This is a genomic window from Paraburkholderia dinghuensis (genome assembly GCF_003837865.1).
Taxonomy (GTDB): Bacteria; Pseudomonadota; Gammaproteobacteria; order Burkholderiales; family Burkholderiaceae; genus Paraburkholderia; species Paraburkholderia dinghuensis.
The window spans coordinates 186,443-201,580 of record NZ_RQIS01000004.1 but is presented as its reverse complement, the minus strand read 5'-3'; the positions used below and the strand labels follow the sequence as shown (position 1 = coordinate 201,580).

14 protein-coding genes are annotated in these 15,138 nt (G+C 65.6%); 6 read left to right on the top strand and 8 right to left on the bottom strand.

Annotated features, from left to right (window positions below; genetic code table 11):
* Positions 1 to 11: 11 nt before the first annotated feature.
* Together D1Y85_RS07300 and D1Y85_RS07295 are read left to right on the top strand one after the other, a co-directional pair.
* Entirely contained in the window at positions 12 to 1,949 is a 1,938-nt protein-coding gene (locus tag D1Y85_RS07300; RefSeq protein ID WP_124150381.1) for an ATP-binding cassette domain-containing protein, read from the top strand.
* Between the two features lie 104 nt (positions 1,950 to 2,053).
* Positions 2,054 to 3,202 (top strand): CaiB/BaiF CoA transferase family protein, encoded by a 1,149-nt coding sequence (locus D1Y85_RS07295; protein WP_246024814.1) that lies wholly within the window; start codon positions 2,054 to 2,056, stop codon positions 3,200 to 3,202.
* A gap of 103 nt (positions 3,203 to 3,305) precedes the next feature.
* Here the strand turns inward: D1Y85_RS07295 and D1Y85_RS07290 are convergent, their stop codons facing one another.
* From D1Y85_RS07290 to alr, 3 genes are all read right to left on the bottom strand, one after another.
* Entirely contained in the window at positions 3,306 to 3,554 is a 249-nt protein-coding gene (locus D1Y85_RS07290; protein ID WP_425466890.1) for a DUF2866 domain-containing protein, read from the bottom strand.
* A gap of 149 nt (positions 3,555 to 3,703) precedes the next feature.
* Positions 3,704 to 5,080: a DNA repair protein RadA gene (gene radA, locus D1Y85_RS07285; protein ID WP_124150378.1), complete on the bottom strand. Its 1,377-nt coding sequence runs from the start codon at positions 5,078 to 5,080 to the stop codon at positions 3,704 to 3,706.
* A 3-nt stretch (positions 5,081 to 5,083) separates the two neighbouring features.
* Positions 5,084 to 6,154 (bottom strand): alanine racemase, encoded by a 1,071-nt coding sequence (alr, locus tag D1Y85_RS07280; protein ID WP_124150377.1) that lies wholly within the window; start codon positions 6,152 to 6,154, stop codon positions 5,084 to 5,086.
* A 218-nt stretch (positions 6,155 to 6,372) separates the two neighbouring features.
* Here alr and lplT point away from each other — a divergent pair, with 218 nt between their 5' ends.
* Positions 6,373 to 7,683 (top strand): lysophospholipid transporter LplT, encoded by a 1,311-nt coding sequence (gene lplT, locus D1Y85_RS07275; protein WP_124150376.1) that lies wholly within the window; start codon positions 6,373 to 6,375, stop codon positions 7,681 to 7,683.
* An 80-nt stretch (positions 7,684 to 7,763) separates the two neighbouring features.
* Positions 7,764 to 8,570 (top strand): bifunctional hydroxymethylpyrimidine kinase/phosphomethylpyrimidine kinase, encoded by an 807-nt coding sequence (thiD, locus tag D1Y85_RS07270; RefSeq protein ID WP_124150375.1) that lies wholly within the window; start codon positions 7,764 to 7,766, stop codon positions 8,568 to 8,570.
* Between the two features lie 16 nt (positions 8,571 to 8,586).
* Here the strand turns inward: thiD and D1Y85_RS07265 are convergent, their stop codons facing one another.
* From D1Y85_RS07265 to tsaB, 4 genes are read right to left on the bottom strand one after another with little or no spacing between them, the layout of a single operon-like run.
* Positions 8,587 to 9,768, bottom strand: a complete 1,182-nt coding sequence (locus D1Y85_RS07265; RefSeq protein ID WP_124150374.1) for a DUF1853 family protein — start codon at positions 9,766 to 9,768, stop codon at positions 8,587 to 8,589.
* A complete protein-coding gene (locus D1Y85_RS07260) occupies positions 9,765 to 10,811 on the bottom strand; it encodes a uracil-DNA glycosylase (protein ID WP_124150373.1) in 1,047 nt (348 codons plus the stop codon). Before D1Y85_RS07260 ends, D1Y85_RS07265 begins: the two co-directional genes overlap by 4 nt.
* On the bottom strand, positions 10,798 to 11,292 hold the full coding sequence (rimI, locus tag D1Y85_RS07255) for a ribosomal protein S18-alanine N-acetyltransferase (RefSeq protein ID WP_124150372.1): 495 nt from the start codon (positions 11,290 to 11,292) through the stop codon (positions 10,798 to 10,800). Before rimI ends, D1Y85_RS07260 begins: the two co-directional genes overlap by 14 nt.
* Complete coding sequence (gene tsaB / locus D1Y85_RS07250) at positions 11,289 to 12,086, bottom strand: tRNA (adenosine(37)-N6)-threonylcarbamoyltransferase complex dimerization subunit type 1 TsaB (RefSeq protein ID WP_124150371.1); 798 nt, start codon at positions 12,084 to 12,086, stop codon at positions 11,289 to 11,291. The genes rimI and tsaB overlap by 4 nt, the downstream gene beginning before the upstream one ends.
* 181 nt (positions 12,087 to 12,267) lie before the next feature.
* Here tsaB and D1Y85_RS07245 point away from each other — a divergent pair, with 181 nt between their 5' ends.
* Complete coding sequence (locus D1Y85_RS07245) at positions 12,268 to 12,537, top strand: acyl-CoA-binding protein (RefSeq protein ID WP_124150370.1); 270 nt, start codon at positions 12,268 to 12,270, stop codon at positions 12,535 to 12,537.
* Between the two features lie 307 nt (positions 12,538 to 12,844).
* Here the strand turns inward: D1Y85_RS07245 and D1Y85_RS07240 are convergent, their stop codons facing one another.
* On the bottom strand, positions 12,845 to 13,087 hold the full coding sequence (locus D1Y85_RS07240) for a hypothetical protein (protein ID WP_124150369.1): 243 nt from the start codon (positions 13,085 to 13,087) through the stop codon (positions 12,845 to 12,847).
* Between D1Y85_RS07240 and D1Y85_RS07235 the strand changes: the two genes are divergently transcribed.
* On the top strand, positions 13,074 to 14,795 hold the full coding sequence (locus D1Y85_RS07235; RefSeq protein ID WP_124150368.1) for a DEAD/DEAH box helicase: 1,722 nt from the start codon (positions 13,074 to 13,076) through the stop codon (positions 14,793 to 14,795). The two genes, D1Y85_RS07240 and D1Y85_RS07235, sit on opposite strands and share 14 nt — an antisense overlap.
* The last annotated feature ends 343 nt before the right edge of the window (positions 14,796 to 15,138 follow it).

Genomic DNA, 15,138 nt, shown 5'->3' with positions numbered 1-15,138 from the left:
CTGGCCCTGCTGTGATCCGCTTCAATCAATTCAGTCTTGCCCGCGGCACCAAGCCGCTTTTCAATGACACCTCGTTCACGCTGAATCCCGGCGAAAAGGTCGGGCTTATCGGCGCGAACGGCGCGGGCAAATCGACGCTGTTCGCCGTGCTGCGTGGCGAGCTGCACGCGGACGCCGGCGACTTCTCGCTCCCGCCGTCGTGGCGCATTGCGCACGTCGCGCAGGAAACGCCTGCAGTCGACCGCAGCGCGCTCGACTACACGCTCGACGGCGATGCCGCGCTGCGCGAGATCGAAACGCGCATCGCCGCGGCATCGGCGGCGCACGACGGCGCAGCCGAGGCCGAAGCGCACGCCGCCTTCGCCGACGCCGACGGCTATACCGCGCCCGCGCGCGGCGAAGCGTTGCTGCTCGGCCTTGGCTTCACGCTCGAACAGACTCGCGCGCCGGTCGCGAGCTTTTCCGGCGGCTGGCGCATGCGCCTGAACCTCGCGCAGGCGCTGATGTGCCGCTCGGACCTGCTGCTGCTCGACGAACCCACGAACCACCTCGACCTGGACGCGATCGTCTGGCTCGAAGACTGGCTGCATCGCTATCCCGGGACGCTCGTCGTCATTTCGCACGATCGCGAATTCCTCGATTCGGTCTGCAACGTCACGTTGCATCTGGAGAATCAGCAGGTCAAACGTTACGGCGGCAATTACTCGCAATTCGAAATCCTGCGCGCGCAACAACTGGCGCTCCAGCAAAGCGCCTACGAAAAACAGCAGAGAACCGTCGCACACCTGCAAAGCTTCATCGACCGCTTCAAGGCCAAGGCCACGAAGGCGCGCCAGGCGCAGAGCCGTGTGAAGGCGCTCGAAAAGATGGAACTGATCGCACCCGCGCACGCGAGTTCGCCGTTCACGTTCGAGTTCCGCACGCCCGATTCGGCACCGAATCCCATGCTCGTGATGGAAAACGTGCGTTGCGGCTACCGCGCCGAGGATGGCAGCGAGACGCCCATCGTCGTGCAGGTCACGCTGTCGATCCAGAACGGCCAGCGTATCGGCCTGCTCGGTGCGAACGGCCAGGGCAAGTCCACGCTGATCAAGACGCTCGCTGGCACGCTCGCGCCGCTCTCGGGCGATCTGCGCACGGGCAAGGGGCTGCAGATCGGCTATTTCGCGCAGCATCAGCTGGAAACCTTACGTCCGGACGACTCGCCGCTACGGCATCTGGCGCGCCTCGCGCCCGACACCCGCGAGCAGGAACTGCGCGACTTTCTCGGCGGCTTCAATTTTCCCGGCGAGATGGCCACCGCGCCCATCGCGCCGTTCTCGGGCGGCGAAAAGGCGCGTCTCGCGCTCGCGCTCATCATCTGGCAGAAGCCGAATCTGCTACTGCTCGACGAGCCGACCAACCACCTCGACCTCGAAACGCGCCACGCGCTCACGATGGCGCTCGCGCAATTCGAAGGCACGCTGATCGTTGTCTCCCACGATCGCCATCTGCTGCGCGCGACGACCGACCAGTTCATGCTCGTCGCGAAGCATCGCCTGCAACCGTTCGACGGCGATCTCGACGACTACCGCGACTGGCTGCTCCAGCATGCTGCCGATCAACGCGCAGCGCTCAAGCAGGATGCCGCGGCCGACGGCGACGGCACGGCTGATGCGGGCGTCAATCGCAAGGAACAGCGCCGTCAGGAAGCTGAAACGCGTCAGAAACTTTCGCAGCTAAAAAAGCCGCTCCAGGCGAAAATCGGCAAGATCGAGAAGGAAATGGACGCGCTCAATGCAGAAAAGGGTACGCTGGACGCGTTCGTCGCCGACGCCGCAAGCTACGCGCCCGAGCAGAAGACGCGCCTGACCGACGCGATCCGCCGCCAGGCCGAAGTCCAGGCCCGGCTCGAAACGCTCGAAGCCGACTGGCTCGACGCGCATGATGAACTCGAACAGATCGGCTAGCCGCGCAACGCATACGACGCGCACGACGCGCGCTGCATGAAGCAAAGGAGATACGAGTGTCGTCACCCGCTGCATTGCAAGGCCTACGCGTCCTTGATCTGACCATGCTGCTACCCGGGCCGGTCGCCACGTTGCGCCTTGCGGAAATGGGCGCCGATGTGCTGAAGATCGAGCCCCCCGGCACAGGCGACGCCACCCGCGTGATGATGCAGAGTTCCGCCGATGAAGTCGCCACACGGCCCGGCGCGTTCTACCGCCTCGTCAATCGCGGCAAACGCGAAACGCGGATCGACCTGAAGTCGGAGAGCGGGCGCAATGTCCTGCTTGCGCTCGCGCGCGAGGCCGACGTGATCGTCGAGAGCTATCGTCCCGGTGTGATGACGCGGCTCGGCGTGGGCTACGAAAAGCTACGCACCATCAATCCCCGGCTCGTCTACTGCGCCATCAGCGGCTACGGAGCGGAAGGACCATTCGCGGATCGCGCCGGACACGACCTGAACTACATCGGTTATTCGGGCGTCCTCGACCAGCTCGCGACACGCGACGGCACGCCCGCGCTGCCAAACTTCCAGATCGCCGACCTGCTTGGCGGCGCGCTCTCCGCGGTGACGCAGATCCTCGCCGCGCTCTGGTACGTCGCGCGCGGAGGCGGTGGCCGCTTCATCGACGTTTCGATGGCGCACGCCACCTACGCCCACAACGTGGTCGCACAGGTCGCACTCGCCAACGACGACGAGGCTGCCAACCAGCCCGGCGGCGGCCTGCTCAACGGTGGCGTGCCCTGCTACAACCTGTACCGCACGCAGGACGGCCGCTGGCTCGCCGTCGGCGCGCTGGAGCTGAAGTTCTGGCAGGCGCTCTGCAAGGCGCTCGATCGCGATGATTGGGCCGAGCGGCACTGGAGCCTCGGTCAGGCGATCGGCGGCGCGGATGCCGCCGCGCTAACGCGCGAACTCGCGGCGATCATCGCTTCCGAGCCGCTGCAAACCTGGATTGACCGGCTGGAGCCCATCGACTGCTGCGCAACGCCGGTGCTCACGCCCGGCGAGGCGGCACGACATCCGCTTTTCAACCCGGAAGTTCTGCAGCAGATGCTCGATGCATCCGACGCAGCGCAGACTGACGAGCAGCCGGCGCAAGGGGTCGTGACGCAGACAACCGCACCAGCACAAGCCACGGGCGCAACAGCGCCGCAAACCGGCGTGTTTGGTGGCGATGGCAACAAGCCATTTACGTACGGGCCTTGGGGTTGAGCCATCGCTCGCACCGCCGCCGTGCGACGCAAGTCACGCACAACCGCGGCACAAGCAATGCACAAAAGATAATGGGCGCACGATGCGCCCATTTTTTCACTGGCTAGCGACGCGGGAGCGTTTGCCGTGGCACGCGCTCATCGTCATAGAGGAAGTACTTGCGGCCTTCCACGTGATGCGCGATGGTGCTGCGCACCTGCGCCGCCGTCACGTTCCCGGCCACCACGCGGCGCGAGATGCGCCCGTCGTTGTCGATCCACTCGACGATGCGGCAACTGCTGCCCCAAGGCTGCATGAGCGGCTCGGATACCCGGCAGCCGCGTACGACGATCGAACGATCGCCGACGGACATATCAGTCTGTTTCAAGACGCTATCCTTTCCGCTGGACGCGGGTTGAACATGCGGCAAAGGATAGGGAAATCGCAGAAAGGCCAGGTTACAGTCTGTACGAGGCTTGTTACTAATGATTACGCGACAGTACAGCGCCCGCGTCCGGGCGCTTACTCGAACGTGCGGACCTTGTCGATGGCCTCTTCGATCCGCTCGACGGCAATCACCTGCAAACCGTCTATCGGCTGTTTCGGCGCATTGGCGCGCGGAATCAGCGCACATGAAAAGCCCAGCTTTGCCGCTTCCTTCAAGCGATCCTGTCCGCGTGGCGAGGGCCGGATCTCGCCCGCAAGGCCCACTTCGCCAAAAACGATCAGGCCCTTCGGCAACGCCTTGTTACGCATCGACGAGTGAATGGCGAGCAACACAGCGAGGTCCGCGGCCGGTTCGGTGATCTTGACGCCGCCCACGGCGTTCAGGAACACGTCCTGATCGAAGCACGCGACGCCCGCGTGCCGGTGCAGCACCGCGAGCAGCAAAGCAAGCCGATTCTGCTCGAGGCCGACGGCGAGGCGCCGCGGATTGGGCACCTGCGCGGTATCGACGAGCGCCTGCACCTCGACGAGAAGCGGGCGCGAACCCTCCTGGGTCACGAGCACGCACGAACCCGGCACGCTCTGCTCGTGCTGCGAAAGAAATAGCGCCGACGGATTGGCGACGCCGCGCAAGCCCCTGTCGGTCATCGCGAACACGCCGAGTTCGTTGACCGCGCCAAAGCGGTTCTTGAACGCGCGCACGAGCCGGAACGACGAATGCGTATCGCCTTCGAAGTAGAGCACCGTATCGACGATGTGCTCCAGCACACGCGGCCCCGCGAGGTTGCCCTCTTTCGTGACGTGGCCGACCATGATGATCGCCGTGCCAGACTGCTTCGCGATGCGCGTGAGCTGCGCCGCGCATTCGCGCACCTGCGCGACAGAGCCAGGCGCGGAAGTCAGCGCCTCCGAGTAGATGGTCTGAATCGAGTCGATCACCGCGACGTCGGGTTTTTCGGCCTCGATGGTCGCCTGAATCTTTTCGAGCTGGATTTCGGCGAGCAACTGAAGCTCGCTCGCCTTCGAGCCGGGATCGAGCAGCGCGAGCCGTTGCGCGCGCAACGCGATCTGCGCCGCCGACTCTTCGCCGCTCACGTAGAGCGCGCGGCGTTCGGCCGCTATCTCTGCGAGCGATTGCAGCAGCAACGTCGACTTCCCGATGCCCGGATCGCCACCGATCAGCACCACGCCGCCGGCCACGAGCCCGCCGCCCAGCACGCGGTCGAATTCGCCGACGCCGGTTGTGAAGCGCGGCACATCGGACGCCTCGATATCGGCGAGACGTCGCACAGGCGCGCTCTTCGCGAGCGACTGGAAGCGGTTGTTACCCGCCGTTTCGGCGACGCTCTCCACTAACGTGTTCCACGCGCCACACGCGGGGCATTGCCCCTGCCATTTGGGCGCCTGCCCTCCGCACTCGGTGCAGATGTACAGCGTCTTGAGCTTTGCCACCGCTTATTCCGCCCGCACCGGAACGCGGGGCGCCACGGCGCACATCAGCTCATAGCCGATCGTGCCGCACGCCTGTGCAACATCGTCAATCGGCAGGTTCGAGCCCCACAGCTCGACGCGCGCACCGGTACCGGCATGCGGCACCGGCGTGAGATCGACGGTGAACATGTCCATCGACACGCGCCCGACGACGCGCGTGAGCACGCCGTCGACGATTACCGGCGTGCCCTCGGGCGCGCTGCGCGGATAGCCGTCCGCATAGCCGCACGCGACGACGCCAATGCGCGTCGGCTTCTTTGCCTTGAAGATCGAGCCGTAACCGATCGTCTGGCCTTCCGCGACGCTCTGCGTGCCAATCAGTTCGGAGGTAAACGTCATGGCCGGTTGCAGACCAACGCCGTCGATTGCCGACGCCACGCCCGAGGGCGACGCGCCGTAGAGGATGATGCCGGGGCGCACCCAGTCGAAGTGCGCGGACGGATGCCAGAGCGTCGCCGCCGAATTGGCGAGGCTGCGCGCGCCCGCGATGCCTTGCGCGCCGCGCTCGAACGCCTCCATCTGCTCGCCGATGCCGCGCGGCGTGTCGGCGTCCGAGAAGTGCGTCATCAGTGTGATCTGACCGATACCGGGGCAGGCGCGCGCACGCTCCCATGCCGCGCGATATTTCTCAGGCGTGTAGCCGAGCCGGTTCATGCCGCTGTTCATTTTCAGCTGAATGTTGACCGGCTTCGAAAGACGCGCCATTTCGAGCATGCGCATCTGCTCGTCGGAGTGCACGACCGTGGTGAGGCTGTAGCGGTCCACCACGTCGATATCGGTGGAACGGAAGAAGCCTTCGAGCAGCAGGATCGGCCCGGCCCACCCGAGTTCGCGCAGCTTCACTGCCTCTTCCAGATCGAGCAGCCCGAAGCCGTCCGTGGCGCGCAGCCCCGGGAACGCGCGCGCAAGCCCGTGCCCGTAGGCGTTGGCCTTGACCACGGCCCATATTTTCGACTTCGGCGCGTATCGGCGGGCGACTGCGAGATTGTTGGCGAGTGCGGCGGTGTGAATCGTGGCGGAGAGGGGGCGAGGCATGGGGAAGTTTTCGTAAAGACGCTTTCGAATCAGGAGCTTACAGGGTGGCTTCAGCGCCTGAAAGGCCCACCAGTCTGGCGCTCAAGGATTCTGCTAGTCCGAAACAAGCTATTTTCGTGATATAAAGCCCTGCGCACAACCTATTTCGAACGTAATAAGCCCGGATGCACCCACCCGTCCGGGGCGGACGGACCGCAGCGAGGAAAGCATCGCATCAGATGAAAAAAGGCTTTTACACCATTATGGCCGCGCAGTTTTTTTCGTCGTTGGCCGACAATGCGCTCCTGATCGCTGCGATTGCACTGCTGAAAGATCTCCACGCCCCGAACTGGATGACGCCGCTTCTCAAGCTGTTCTTCGTCCTTTCCTACGTTGTTCTCGCCGCTTTCGTCGGCGCCTTTGCCGATTCGCGCCCCAAGGGCCGCGTGATGTTCATCACGAACACGATCAAGGTGTTCGGCTGCGCCATGATGCTGGCGGGAACGCATCCGCTATTCGCCTATGGTGTCGTCGGTTTCGGGGCCGCAGCGTATTCACCCGCGAAATACGGCATTCTGACAGAATTGTTGCCACCTGAACGGCTGGTCGCCGCGAACGGCTGGATCGAGGGCACGACAGTCGGCTCGATCATTCTCGGTACCGTCATGGGCGGCGCGCTCATCAGCCCTCACATTGCATCGCATGTGATCCGCCATACGCCGGCATGGATCAGCAGCCCCGCCCAGGCCGCAATGGTCGTCATCATGGGCATCTACGTCATCGCCGCCATCTTCAATCTGCGCATTCCCGACACCGGCGCCCGCTACCCGCGCCAGCAACACGGCCCAATCCGCCTCATCTCCGATTTCGCCGACTGTTTCCAGATTCTGTGGCGAGACAAGCTCGGCCAGATCTCGCTCGCAGTCACGACGCTTTTTTGGGGCGCAGGCGCGACGCTGCAGTTCATCGTGCTCAAGTGGGCCGAGGTCTCGCTCGGCATGTCGCTCTCGGAGGGCGCGATCCTGCAGGCCCTTGTCGCCGTGGGCGTTGCGGCCGGCGCGATGATTGCCGCCGCGCGCATTCCGCTCAAGAGGTCACTCTCGGTCCTGCCGGTCGGCGTCATCATGGGCATCGCCGTCATGCTGCTGGCGTTCTACACGCGCGATCTCTTTCCGCCGCACTGGGGCCTGCGCATCGGCCATCTGCACGTGAGCGGCTACATGTTCTTCGCCTACCTGTTCCTGATCATCATTGGCGGACTCTCCGGTTTCTTCGTTGTGCCAATGAACGCGTTGCTGCAGCACCGCGGCCACGTTCTGCTCTCCGCCGGCCATTCGATCGCCGTGCAAAACTTCAACGAGAACCTCTCGGTTCTCGTCATGCTGTGCCTCTACGCCGTGCTCATCTGGCTCGACGTGCCCGTGACCATCGTGATCGTGCTGTTCGGTACCTTCGTCTGCCTCATGATGTGGCTCGTGATGCGCCGTCATCAGGCCAACCAGCGCGCGTTCGACTCCGTTGCGCTGATCGGCGAAAATCACCGGCATTGATCTGTTCGCGGCGTCAGCGCGGCGCTTTTGCGTCCCGCGTTGCATCCGATGCGCGCGCCCTGCCCGCTCTCCACACTGCCATGACCTCATCGATTCCCAACGTCCTCACGATCGCCGGCTCCGATTCAGGCGGTGGTGCCGGTATCCAGGCCGACCTGAAGGCGTTCTCCGCGCTCGGCGCCTACGGGGCGAGCGTCATCACCGCGCTCACAGCGCAGAACACGCGCGGCGTCACTGCGATTCACGCGCCCGATCCGGAGTTCGTCACTGCGCAGCTGGACGCGGTGTTCGACGATATCCGCATCGATGCCGTGAAAATCGGCATGCTCGCGAACGCACAGATCGTGCGCGCCGTCGCCGATGCGCTACGCCGTCACAAGCCGCCGCGCGTCGTGCTCGACACCGTGATGATTTCGAAGAGCAACCATGCGCTGCTCGCACCGGAGGCCGTCGCGGCACTGCGCGAGGAATTGCTGCCGCTCGCGGGCGTGGTCACACCGAACCTGCCGGAAGCCGCGGCGCTGCTCGGTGTCGAACCGGCCACCGACGAAGCCGCGATGGTCGAGCAAGGCGAGGCGCTGCGCGCACTCGGCGCACGGGCCGTGTTGATGAAGGGCGGGCATCTCGGCGGCAGCGACAGCCCGGACTGGCTCGTCGAGGAAGGCGGCACGCTACGCCTCGGCGCTGTGCGCGTGCCGGTCACGAATACGCACGGAACGGGTTGCACGCTGTCGTCCTCGATCGCGGCGCTGTGGCCTCAGCGTGCAGGTCTCGCTGACGCCGTCAGCGACGCCAAGCAATACCTCACCGGCGCGCTCGAAGCGAGCGGGCGCCTCGATGTCGGCCACGGTGTCGGGCCGGTCCATCACTTCTATCGCTGGTGGTAAGACGCCGCGCGCGGCGCTATTCGCGCGCGAAAGCCAATGCCTGTGCGGGCCAGTCGTCGGGGACGATGAAGCCCCGCGAGCACTCGACGTAACCGTTCGCACAATCGCCAAGAAAGGCGGCGACCATCGCCGGCTCGCCGGGACGCGGCAGACGGGCCAGCAAGGTTTCGGGATCGACTGGCGCGGCAGTCACCATCCGGTCGGCAAAGCTGCCCGAACGTTGTGCGCGCTCTGCGCCCGCGTCCGGCGCTGCATTCTCCGCTGTGAATACGCTACCGGCCGCGTTGGTGCGAACCGCATCCGGCACGTCAAGCCGATCTGCGGTGTGCGATGACGTCGCAAGGTGCGTGACGTTGTCCTCGGCACTCCCGCCCGCCGATTTCCTTGAGAGCGTGCCTGCCGCGATACGGCGCGTCGCGAGCCACGCCAGTCGCGGCAAAACGCTCCAGCCATCCGCCACTTGCTGCGCCGCGAATGCGGGCCATTCGGACCGGGTGACCCACCAACCGCGCGCATGCCCCGGTGCGAGCGCGGGCGGATCGTTTGCGAGCGTCTGCGCGAGGCTCCCCGCCCGATAGAACAGCAAGCCCTTCACGAACATCTGCGCGAGCCACGGCCCGGGAAGCCCGAGCGAAACGAATTCTTCGCGCTCGCTAAGCCGGAGCTGATGATCGAGCAGATGAGTGAACTTGCGGTCGAAGCGATCGCGCAGATTGGGCCCGACGAAGTCCGCCAGCGTCTCGCGGGAATCGCCGGTGTGCAAATAGCACTTCACGGCGAGCTCCCAGTGCAGCCGCCGGCCGTCGGGCGTCTCGATAAGAAAATCGCACTCGCCAAGCGTGCGGCCCGCGCGCCGCAATGGCACGTTCGCCGCGATGAGCCTCGGTGCCGGCCCGTGTTCGAGAAACCAGCCGAGCAAGATCTCTGCGTATCGGCCAAGACGGGTCGGCCGGCTCGCCTCCAGGACCGCCCAGAGCGGCGTCGGGTCGCCGTCGAGCCGCACGAGCCATTGAGCAGTTGCCCGAGCCCCGACGCGATCGGCCCACGGTTCGGCAAGCGGCGCCCGCGGCGGTTGCGCACGCAGCAGGTCCGCGCTGAAAAGCAGCCACGCGAGATCGCGCACTGCGGGATCGGTCAGCCCATCGAGACAGCCGGCAACATCAACGCCGGACGCGTCCGCGGGCCGGGCGGCATTCATTTTTCGCCGCCGCCGTCGCCTCGTCCGGCGCGCAAGGTATCGCGCGCCAGGCACAGATCGGCCCACGCCTTGGATTTGTCATGCAGGCTGCGCAGGAGATACGCCGGGTGATAGGTGACGATCACAGGCACGCCCTCGTACTCGTGCACGCGGGAGCGCAACGACGCGATACTGCCTTCGGTCCTGAGCAGGCTTTGCGCGGCGAATCGGCCCAGCGCGACGATGATCTTCGGCTTGACGAGCGCAACCTGACGCTGAAGATAGGGCTCGCAGCGCGCGACTTCATCGGGCTCCGGATTCCGGTTGGCCGGAGGGCGGCACTTGATGACATTCGCGATATAGACGTTCTCGCCGCGCGCAAGCGACAGCGCACGCAGCATGTTGTCGAGCAGCTTGCCCGCCTGGCCAACGAACGGCTCGCCCTGGCGGTCTTCGTTTTCGCCAGGCGCCTCTCCGATCAGCATCCAGTCGGCTTCGCGGTCACCCACGCCGAACACCGTGTTCGTGCGCTTTTCGCACAGACGGCAGCGCGTGCAGGATGTCACGCATTCGGCGAGCGAATCCCAGTCCAGCGTCGCGACGTCGTTGCGGGGCGCGGCGGGCTGCGAAAGGGGTTCGTCGCCGACGGGTCGGGACGGCGCAGGCGCGGCGTCGAACCAGGCGAAATCGTCTTCGGTCGGCGGCAACTCGTCCGATGTGAACGGGACGCCAGCAGCAGACGTTTCGGCCGAACGGATGTCCGGCGCAGTACGTTTGGCAGTTACGACATCGGCGGTTCGAGTGGCCCGCGCCGGAAGATCGCCGGTTCGCGCTGTCGGCCGGTCTGCGTCCGCATCATCGGCTCGCAGGGCGGGAACGTCGGCCCCACGCGCCACCATCGACGCGCCCTCAGGCTCCCCGGCACGCGCCGAAACCGGCCCGGACTGCGCGTCCTCACCCGGCACTTCGTCCACCGCCGTCCCCACACGTGCCGCCTGCGCACCCTTGCTCACCCAGCGCGGCGCGAGGCCGAGTTCTTCGAGCGCGAAGTCATCGAGCGCCATCTGCGCCCTCCTCAGCAAAAGAAAAACGCATCACGATTGCGTCCTCGCGGCTGTGATGCCGGGCGGGATAGTAATTCTTGCGCCGGCCGATCGTGATAAAGCCGAACTGTTCGTATAGCCGGATCGCCCGGTGGTTCGACGGTCGCACTTCCAGCAGCATCCCTTCCAGCCCATTAGCAAGCGCAATGCGCACCGACTCGCGCAACAGCGTGAGCCCGGCGCCCGCGCCCTGCGCCTCGGGCGCGACGCACAGGTTCAACAGATGCATTTCGTCGACCACCGGCATCAGCACGCAATAGCCAATCAGCGCGCCTGTCACGTGGCGCATGCAGATGCCGTAGTAGCCGTTGCGCAGCGAGTCCTCGAAGTTGCCGCGCGACCACGGAAACTCGTAGGCGGACCGCTCGATGGAGGCAACCTCGTCGAGGTCGCTCTCGGTCATCTGCGACAGATAGCGGTCGGTCATCAACACGCCGCTCATCGTCGGTCCTCGTCGACAGAGGTGGGCGGCACATTCGCAACCGCCGCCTTGGCGGCAAGCCGCTCAGCCGTAGTCTGCGCGACCTTGTTGCGCACGTATTCGGGCGCGGCTTCGTCGGCGCGCAGTGTGCGGCCAGCGCGGAACGCCCGCAGCGCCGCGTGTGCCAGCGGCAATGCGTGCGGCAGCGCCTCGGTATCGACCGTACGGGCCGTACCGGCAGCCTCGAGCCGCGCGCCGAACGCCGCCGCGGCGTTGCCTGCCAGCGTGAACGGAACGTCGGGCGCGACGATTCGCCCGGGCGCGTCGAGCGACGCCGGACGCAACGTGCGCCAGTCGCTCGCCGCCGCATCCCATTCGTAGTCGGCCCAATAGGCCTCGTCCATGCGTGCATCGAGCGCCGCCAGCACGCGCGTCGCGGACGGATCGCGCAAACGGGCACTCTCCGCACAGACGAGCAACGTGCCCACCGGCACCACGGGAATGTCGAGCCCGAACGCGAGCCCCTGGGCCACGCCCGTCGCGGTGCGCAGTCCGGTGAACGAACCCGGACCGGCGCCGAAGGCAATGGCATCGCAGTCCGCCAGCGACAGCCCCGCTTCATCGAGCAGTTCGCCGATGGCCGGTAACAGGCGCGTGCTCGACACGGCGCCGGTGGCCTCGTGGCGCACCCACACGGCCACCTCGGCGTACGGTTCGGTAACGGAAACGCCGCCGGCAGAGGCGGTGGCGCGAAGCAGCGCGACCGAGCAGAATTCGGTCGACGTATCGAGGGCAAGCAGCACGGTGTCAGTCATGACCGCTATTGTAATGCGGCGCCCACTCGCGGTCCCAGGCCTGGCATGGTCCGTGCGCTCGCGCGTTCTTCGTCCGTTGCCCGACGCCGGACCGGCCGCTCTGGAGGAATCGTTCCAGCCTAACTGCGGGGCGTGCTGCTACTATCGCCGCGGTTCCGATCAAACGAGTGGAGAAACATCGATGAGCGATATCAACGCCCTGTTCGCGCAAGCCCACGAGGAAGTGCAGCAACTGCCCGAGCGTCCGGGCAACCTGACGCTGCTGCGCCTCTATGCGCTCTACAAGCAGGCCACGAAAGGCGATGTCCAAGGCGACAAGCCCGGTTTCACCGACATCGTCGGCAAGTACAAGTACGAGGCATGGTCCGCGCTGAAGGGAACGGAACAGGACTCGGCGAAACAGCAGTACATCGAGCTGGTCGAGTCGCTCAAGAGCGGCGCCGCAAGCTGATCGCCCGTGCGTCCGACGGCTAGCCGCCGACGTGGCAAGCCTCCGGACGCCAAACGGCACCGCGACGGCTGCGGCGGCTGCCTCGTCGTGGCTTCGTGTCGCCCACCGCGCATACCGGCGTCTCTGATCCGAGGGCTGACCCGTGCGCTTGCCACCGCCCGCGGCGCGAGGCAATCCCTTGCCAACGCATCAGTCTGGCGCAGCGCAACAAAATCGGATATAATCTGCGCTGCGCCGCGTTCCGGCCACCCAGTCCAGACTGGGCGGGCCAGCCTGGCGCCTCGTAGCGTTAAGCTCCAATCCCAGTTTAGAACCTGTCCCCTCCTGCCTTGGCCTCTTCCACGTATTCCACGTAGAGGCCGTCTTGTCTCAGGCTGGCGGCAAACCAGTTCCGGTGCGCCGCATCCGAAACAGCTTCTAACGAAAATCCGCCACGTGGCGGGTTGCCCCCGTTTTTCGATTTGTTTGCAAAATCAGACGACTTGGGTATGCCGATTGGCGCCGACGTTCTATTTCCTGTTTCACCAAGGATTTTCATGACTTCGAGCATTACCCAAAGCCCCCTCGACGCAATCGCCAACGTTGCCCTCGGTCTCGATGCCGCCGCTGACGCACCCGCGCCTGCCGCCGCCGACACGCCCGAAGGCCCGACGTTTGCGTCGCTCGGCCTGTCGCCGGAGATCGTCTCGGCGCTGGACGCAGCGGGCTACAAGTCGCCGACGCCCGTGCAGCAACGCGCCATCCCGGCCGCCATCGCCGGCCGCGACCTGATGGTCTCGAGCCCGACCGGATCGGGCAAGACCGCAGCGTTCATGCTGCCCGCGATCGAGCGTTTCGCGCAACTCCAGAAGACACAGGCCGCACAGCCGCGCGAGCCGCGTCCGCAAGGCGCCCAGGGTGGCCAGGGCGATCGTCGCCAGCGCCGCCCGCAACCCGTTGCGCGCCCCGGCCTCCTCGTCCTCACGCCGACGCGCGAACTCGCCATGCAGGTGACCACCGCCGCGACGACTTACGGCAAGCATCTGCGTCGCCTGCGCACGGTCAGCATCCTCGGCGGCGTGGCCTACAGCCAGCAGCTGATGCTGCTTGCGAAGAACCCCGAGATCCTCGTCGCGACGCCGGGCCGTCTGCTCGACCACCTCGAGCGCGGCCGCATTGACCTGTCGGAACTCAAGATGCTCGTCCTCGACGAAGCCGATCGCATGCTCGACATGGGCTTCATCGAAGATATCGAATCGATCGTCGCCGCCACGCCCGAATCGCGCCAGACGATGCTGTTCTCGGCCACGCTCGACGGCAAGATCGGCTCGCTCACGGGCCGTCTGCTGAAGGACCCGGAGCGCATCGAGATCACGCACAAGATCGAATCGAAGTCGAACATTGCGCAGACTGTGCATTACGTCGACGACCGCGATCACAAGGATCGCCTGCTCGATCACCTGCTGCGCCACGAGAGCCTCGACCAGGCCATCGTGTTCACGGCGACCAAGCTGGACGCCGACCAGTTGGCCGGCAAGCTCGCCGACGCGGGCTTCGAAAGCGCGGCGCTGCACGGCGATCTGCCGCAGGGTGCGCGTAATCGCACGATCCGCGCACTGCGCGAGCGTCGCGTGCGCGTGCTGGTCGCGACTGACGTCGCGGCACGCGGCATCGACATCCCGGGCATCACGCACGTCTTCAACTACGACCTGCCGAAGTTCGCGGAAGACTACGTTCACCGTATCGGCCGCACGGGTCGTGCAGGCCGCTCGGGCACCGCAGTGAGCCTCGTGCATCACGCCGAGCAAGGCGCGCTCAAGCGCATCGAGCGCTTCGTGCGCTCGACGCTGCCGGTCAACACCGTCGAAGGCTTCGAGCCGCGCAAGGCGCCGCCCGCGAATCGCGGCTTCGGCGGCCGTGGCCGTCCTGGTGGCAATGGCGGTGGCGCTCGTCGCTTCGGCAGCGGCAGCGGCAAGCCGGGTGGCTATAGCAACAGCAACGGCAACCGCAGCGGTAACAGCAATGGTGGCAACGGCGGCGGCTGGCAAGGCAAGTCCGAAGGCTCGTCGCGTGGCGGTTACGCCGGCCAGTCGCGTGATGGAGGCTATGGCCAACGCGACGGCGGTAATGGCTCGCGCCCCGGTTACGGCGCTTCGCGCGGTGAAGGCGGCAACAGCCGCGGCTACGGCCAACCGCGCGGCGAAGGCGCCGGCCGCCCGCGCGAGGGCTTCAGCGCCCGCCGCAACGACGGCCCGCGCGGCGCACGTCGCGACAGCTGATCGCGACCACGCCCGGGAGCACGACAGCGCATTTCGCGCCCTGCTCCCGCAGCGACTCCTGAAAGGCCGGTGCTTCGTCACCGGTCTTTTTTTATCTCCGCCGGCATTTCACGATACGAAAAAAATTTTTGCTTCGTAAAAAATCGTGCTGCGTGGCACAAAGCGCGCTGTTGCAGCATGGGAAATTGCATTTCTCATCGCGAAATAACATGCGCAAACAATTGATTTTAATGATTTAAAAATTATCATCAAATCCCTCCAACGGTCTGTCGCGTCCAGATCGATTTGCCTAGACTCTTATATAAGACTTGACGAAACGAAACGCGCGAAAACCACCCGAAGC

Excerpts from the sequence above, each read along its gene's own strand:
- D1Y85_RS07235 (WP_124150368.1), top strand. The coding sequence starts at position 13,074 with ATGACTTCGAGCATTACCCAAAGCCCCCTCGACGCAATCGCCAACGTT.
- thiD (WP_124150375.1), top strand. The coding sequence starts at position 7,764 with ATGACCTCATCGATTCCCAACGTCCTCACGATCGCCGGCTCCGATTCA.
- D1Y85_RS07290 (WP_425466890.1), bottom strand. The coding sequence starts at position 3,554 with ATGTCCGTCGGCGATCGTTCGATCGTCGTACGCGGCTGCCGGGTATCC.
- D1Y85_RS07240 (WP_124150369.1), bottom strand. The coding sequence starts at position 13,087 with ATGCTCGAAGTCATGAAAATCCTTGGTGAAACAGGAAATAGAACGTCG.
- tsaB (WP_124150371.1), bottom strand. The coding sequence starts at position 12,086 with ATGACTGACACCGTGCTGCTTGCCCTCGATACGTCGACCGAATTCTGC.
- lplT (WP_124150376.1), top strand. The coding sequence starts at position 6,373 with ATGAAAAAAGGCTTTTACACCATTATGGCCGCGCAGTTTTTTTCGTCG.
- D1Y85_RS07245 (WP_124150370.1), top strand. The coding sequence starts at position 12,268 with ATGAGCGATATCAACGCCCTGTTCGCGCAAGCCCACGAGGAAGTGCAG.
- D1Y85_RS07265 (WP_124150374.1), bottom strand. The coding sequence starts at position 9,768 with ATGAATGCCGCCCGGCCCGCGGACGCGTCCGGCGTTGATGTTGCCGGC.
- alr (WP_124150377.1), bottom strand. The coding sequence starts at position 6,154 with ATGCCTCGCCCCCTCTCCGCCACGATTCACACCGCCGCACTCGCCAAC.
- D1Y85_RS07260 (WP_124150373.1), bottom strand. The coding sequence starts at position 10,811 with ATGGCGCTCGATGACTTCGCGCTCGAAGAACTCGGCCTCGCGCCGCGC.
- D1Y85_RS07295 (WP_246024814.1), top strand. The coding sequence starts at position 2,054 with ATGCTGCTACCCGGGCCGGTCGCCACGTTGCGCCTTGCGGAAATGGGC.
- rimI (WP_124150372.1), bottom strand. The coding sequence starts at position 11,292 with ATGAGCGGCGTGTTGATGACCGACCGCTATCTGTCGCAGATGACCGAG.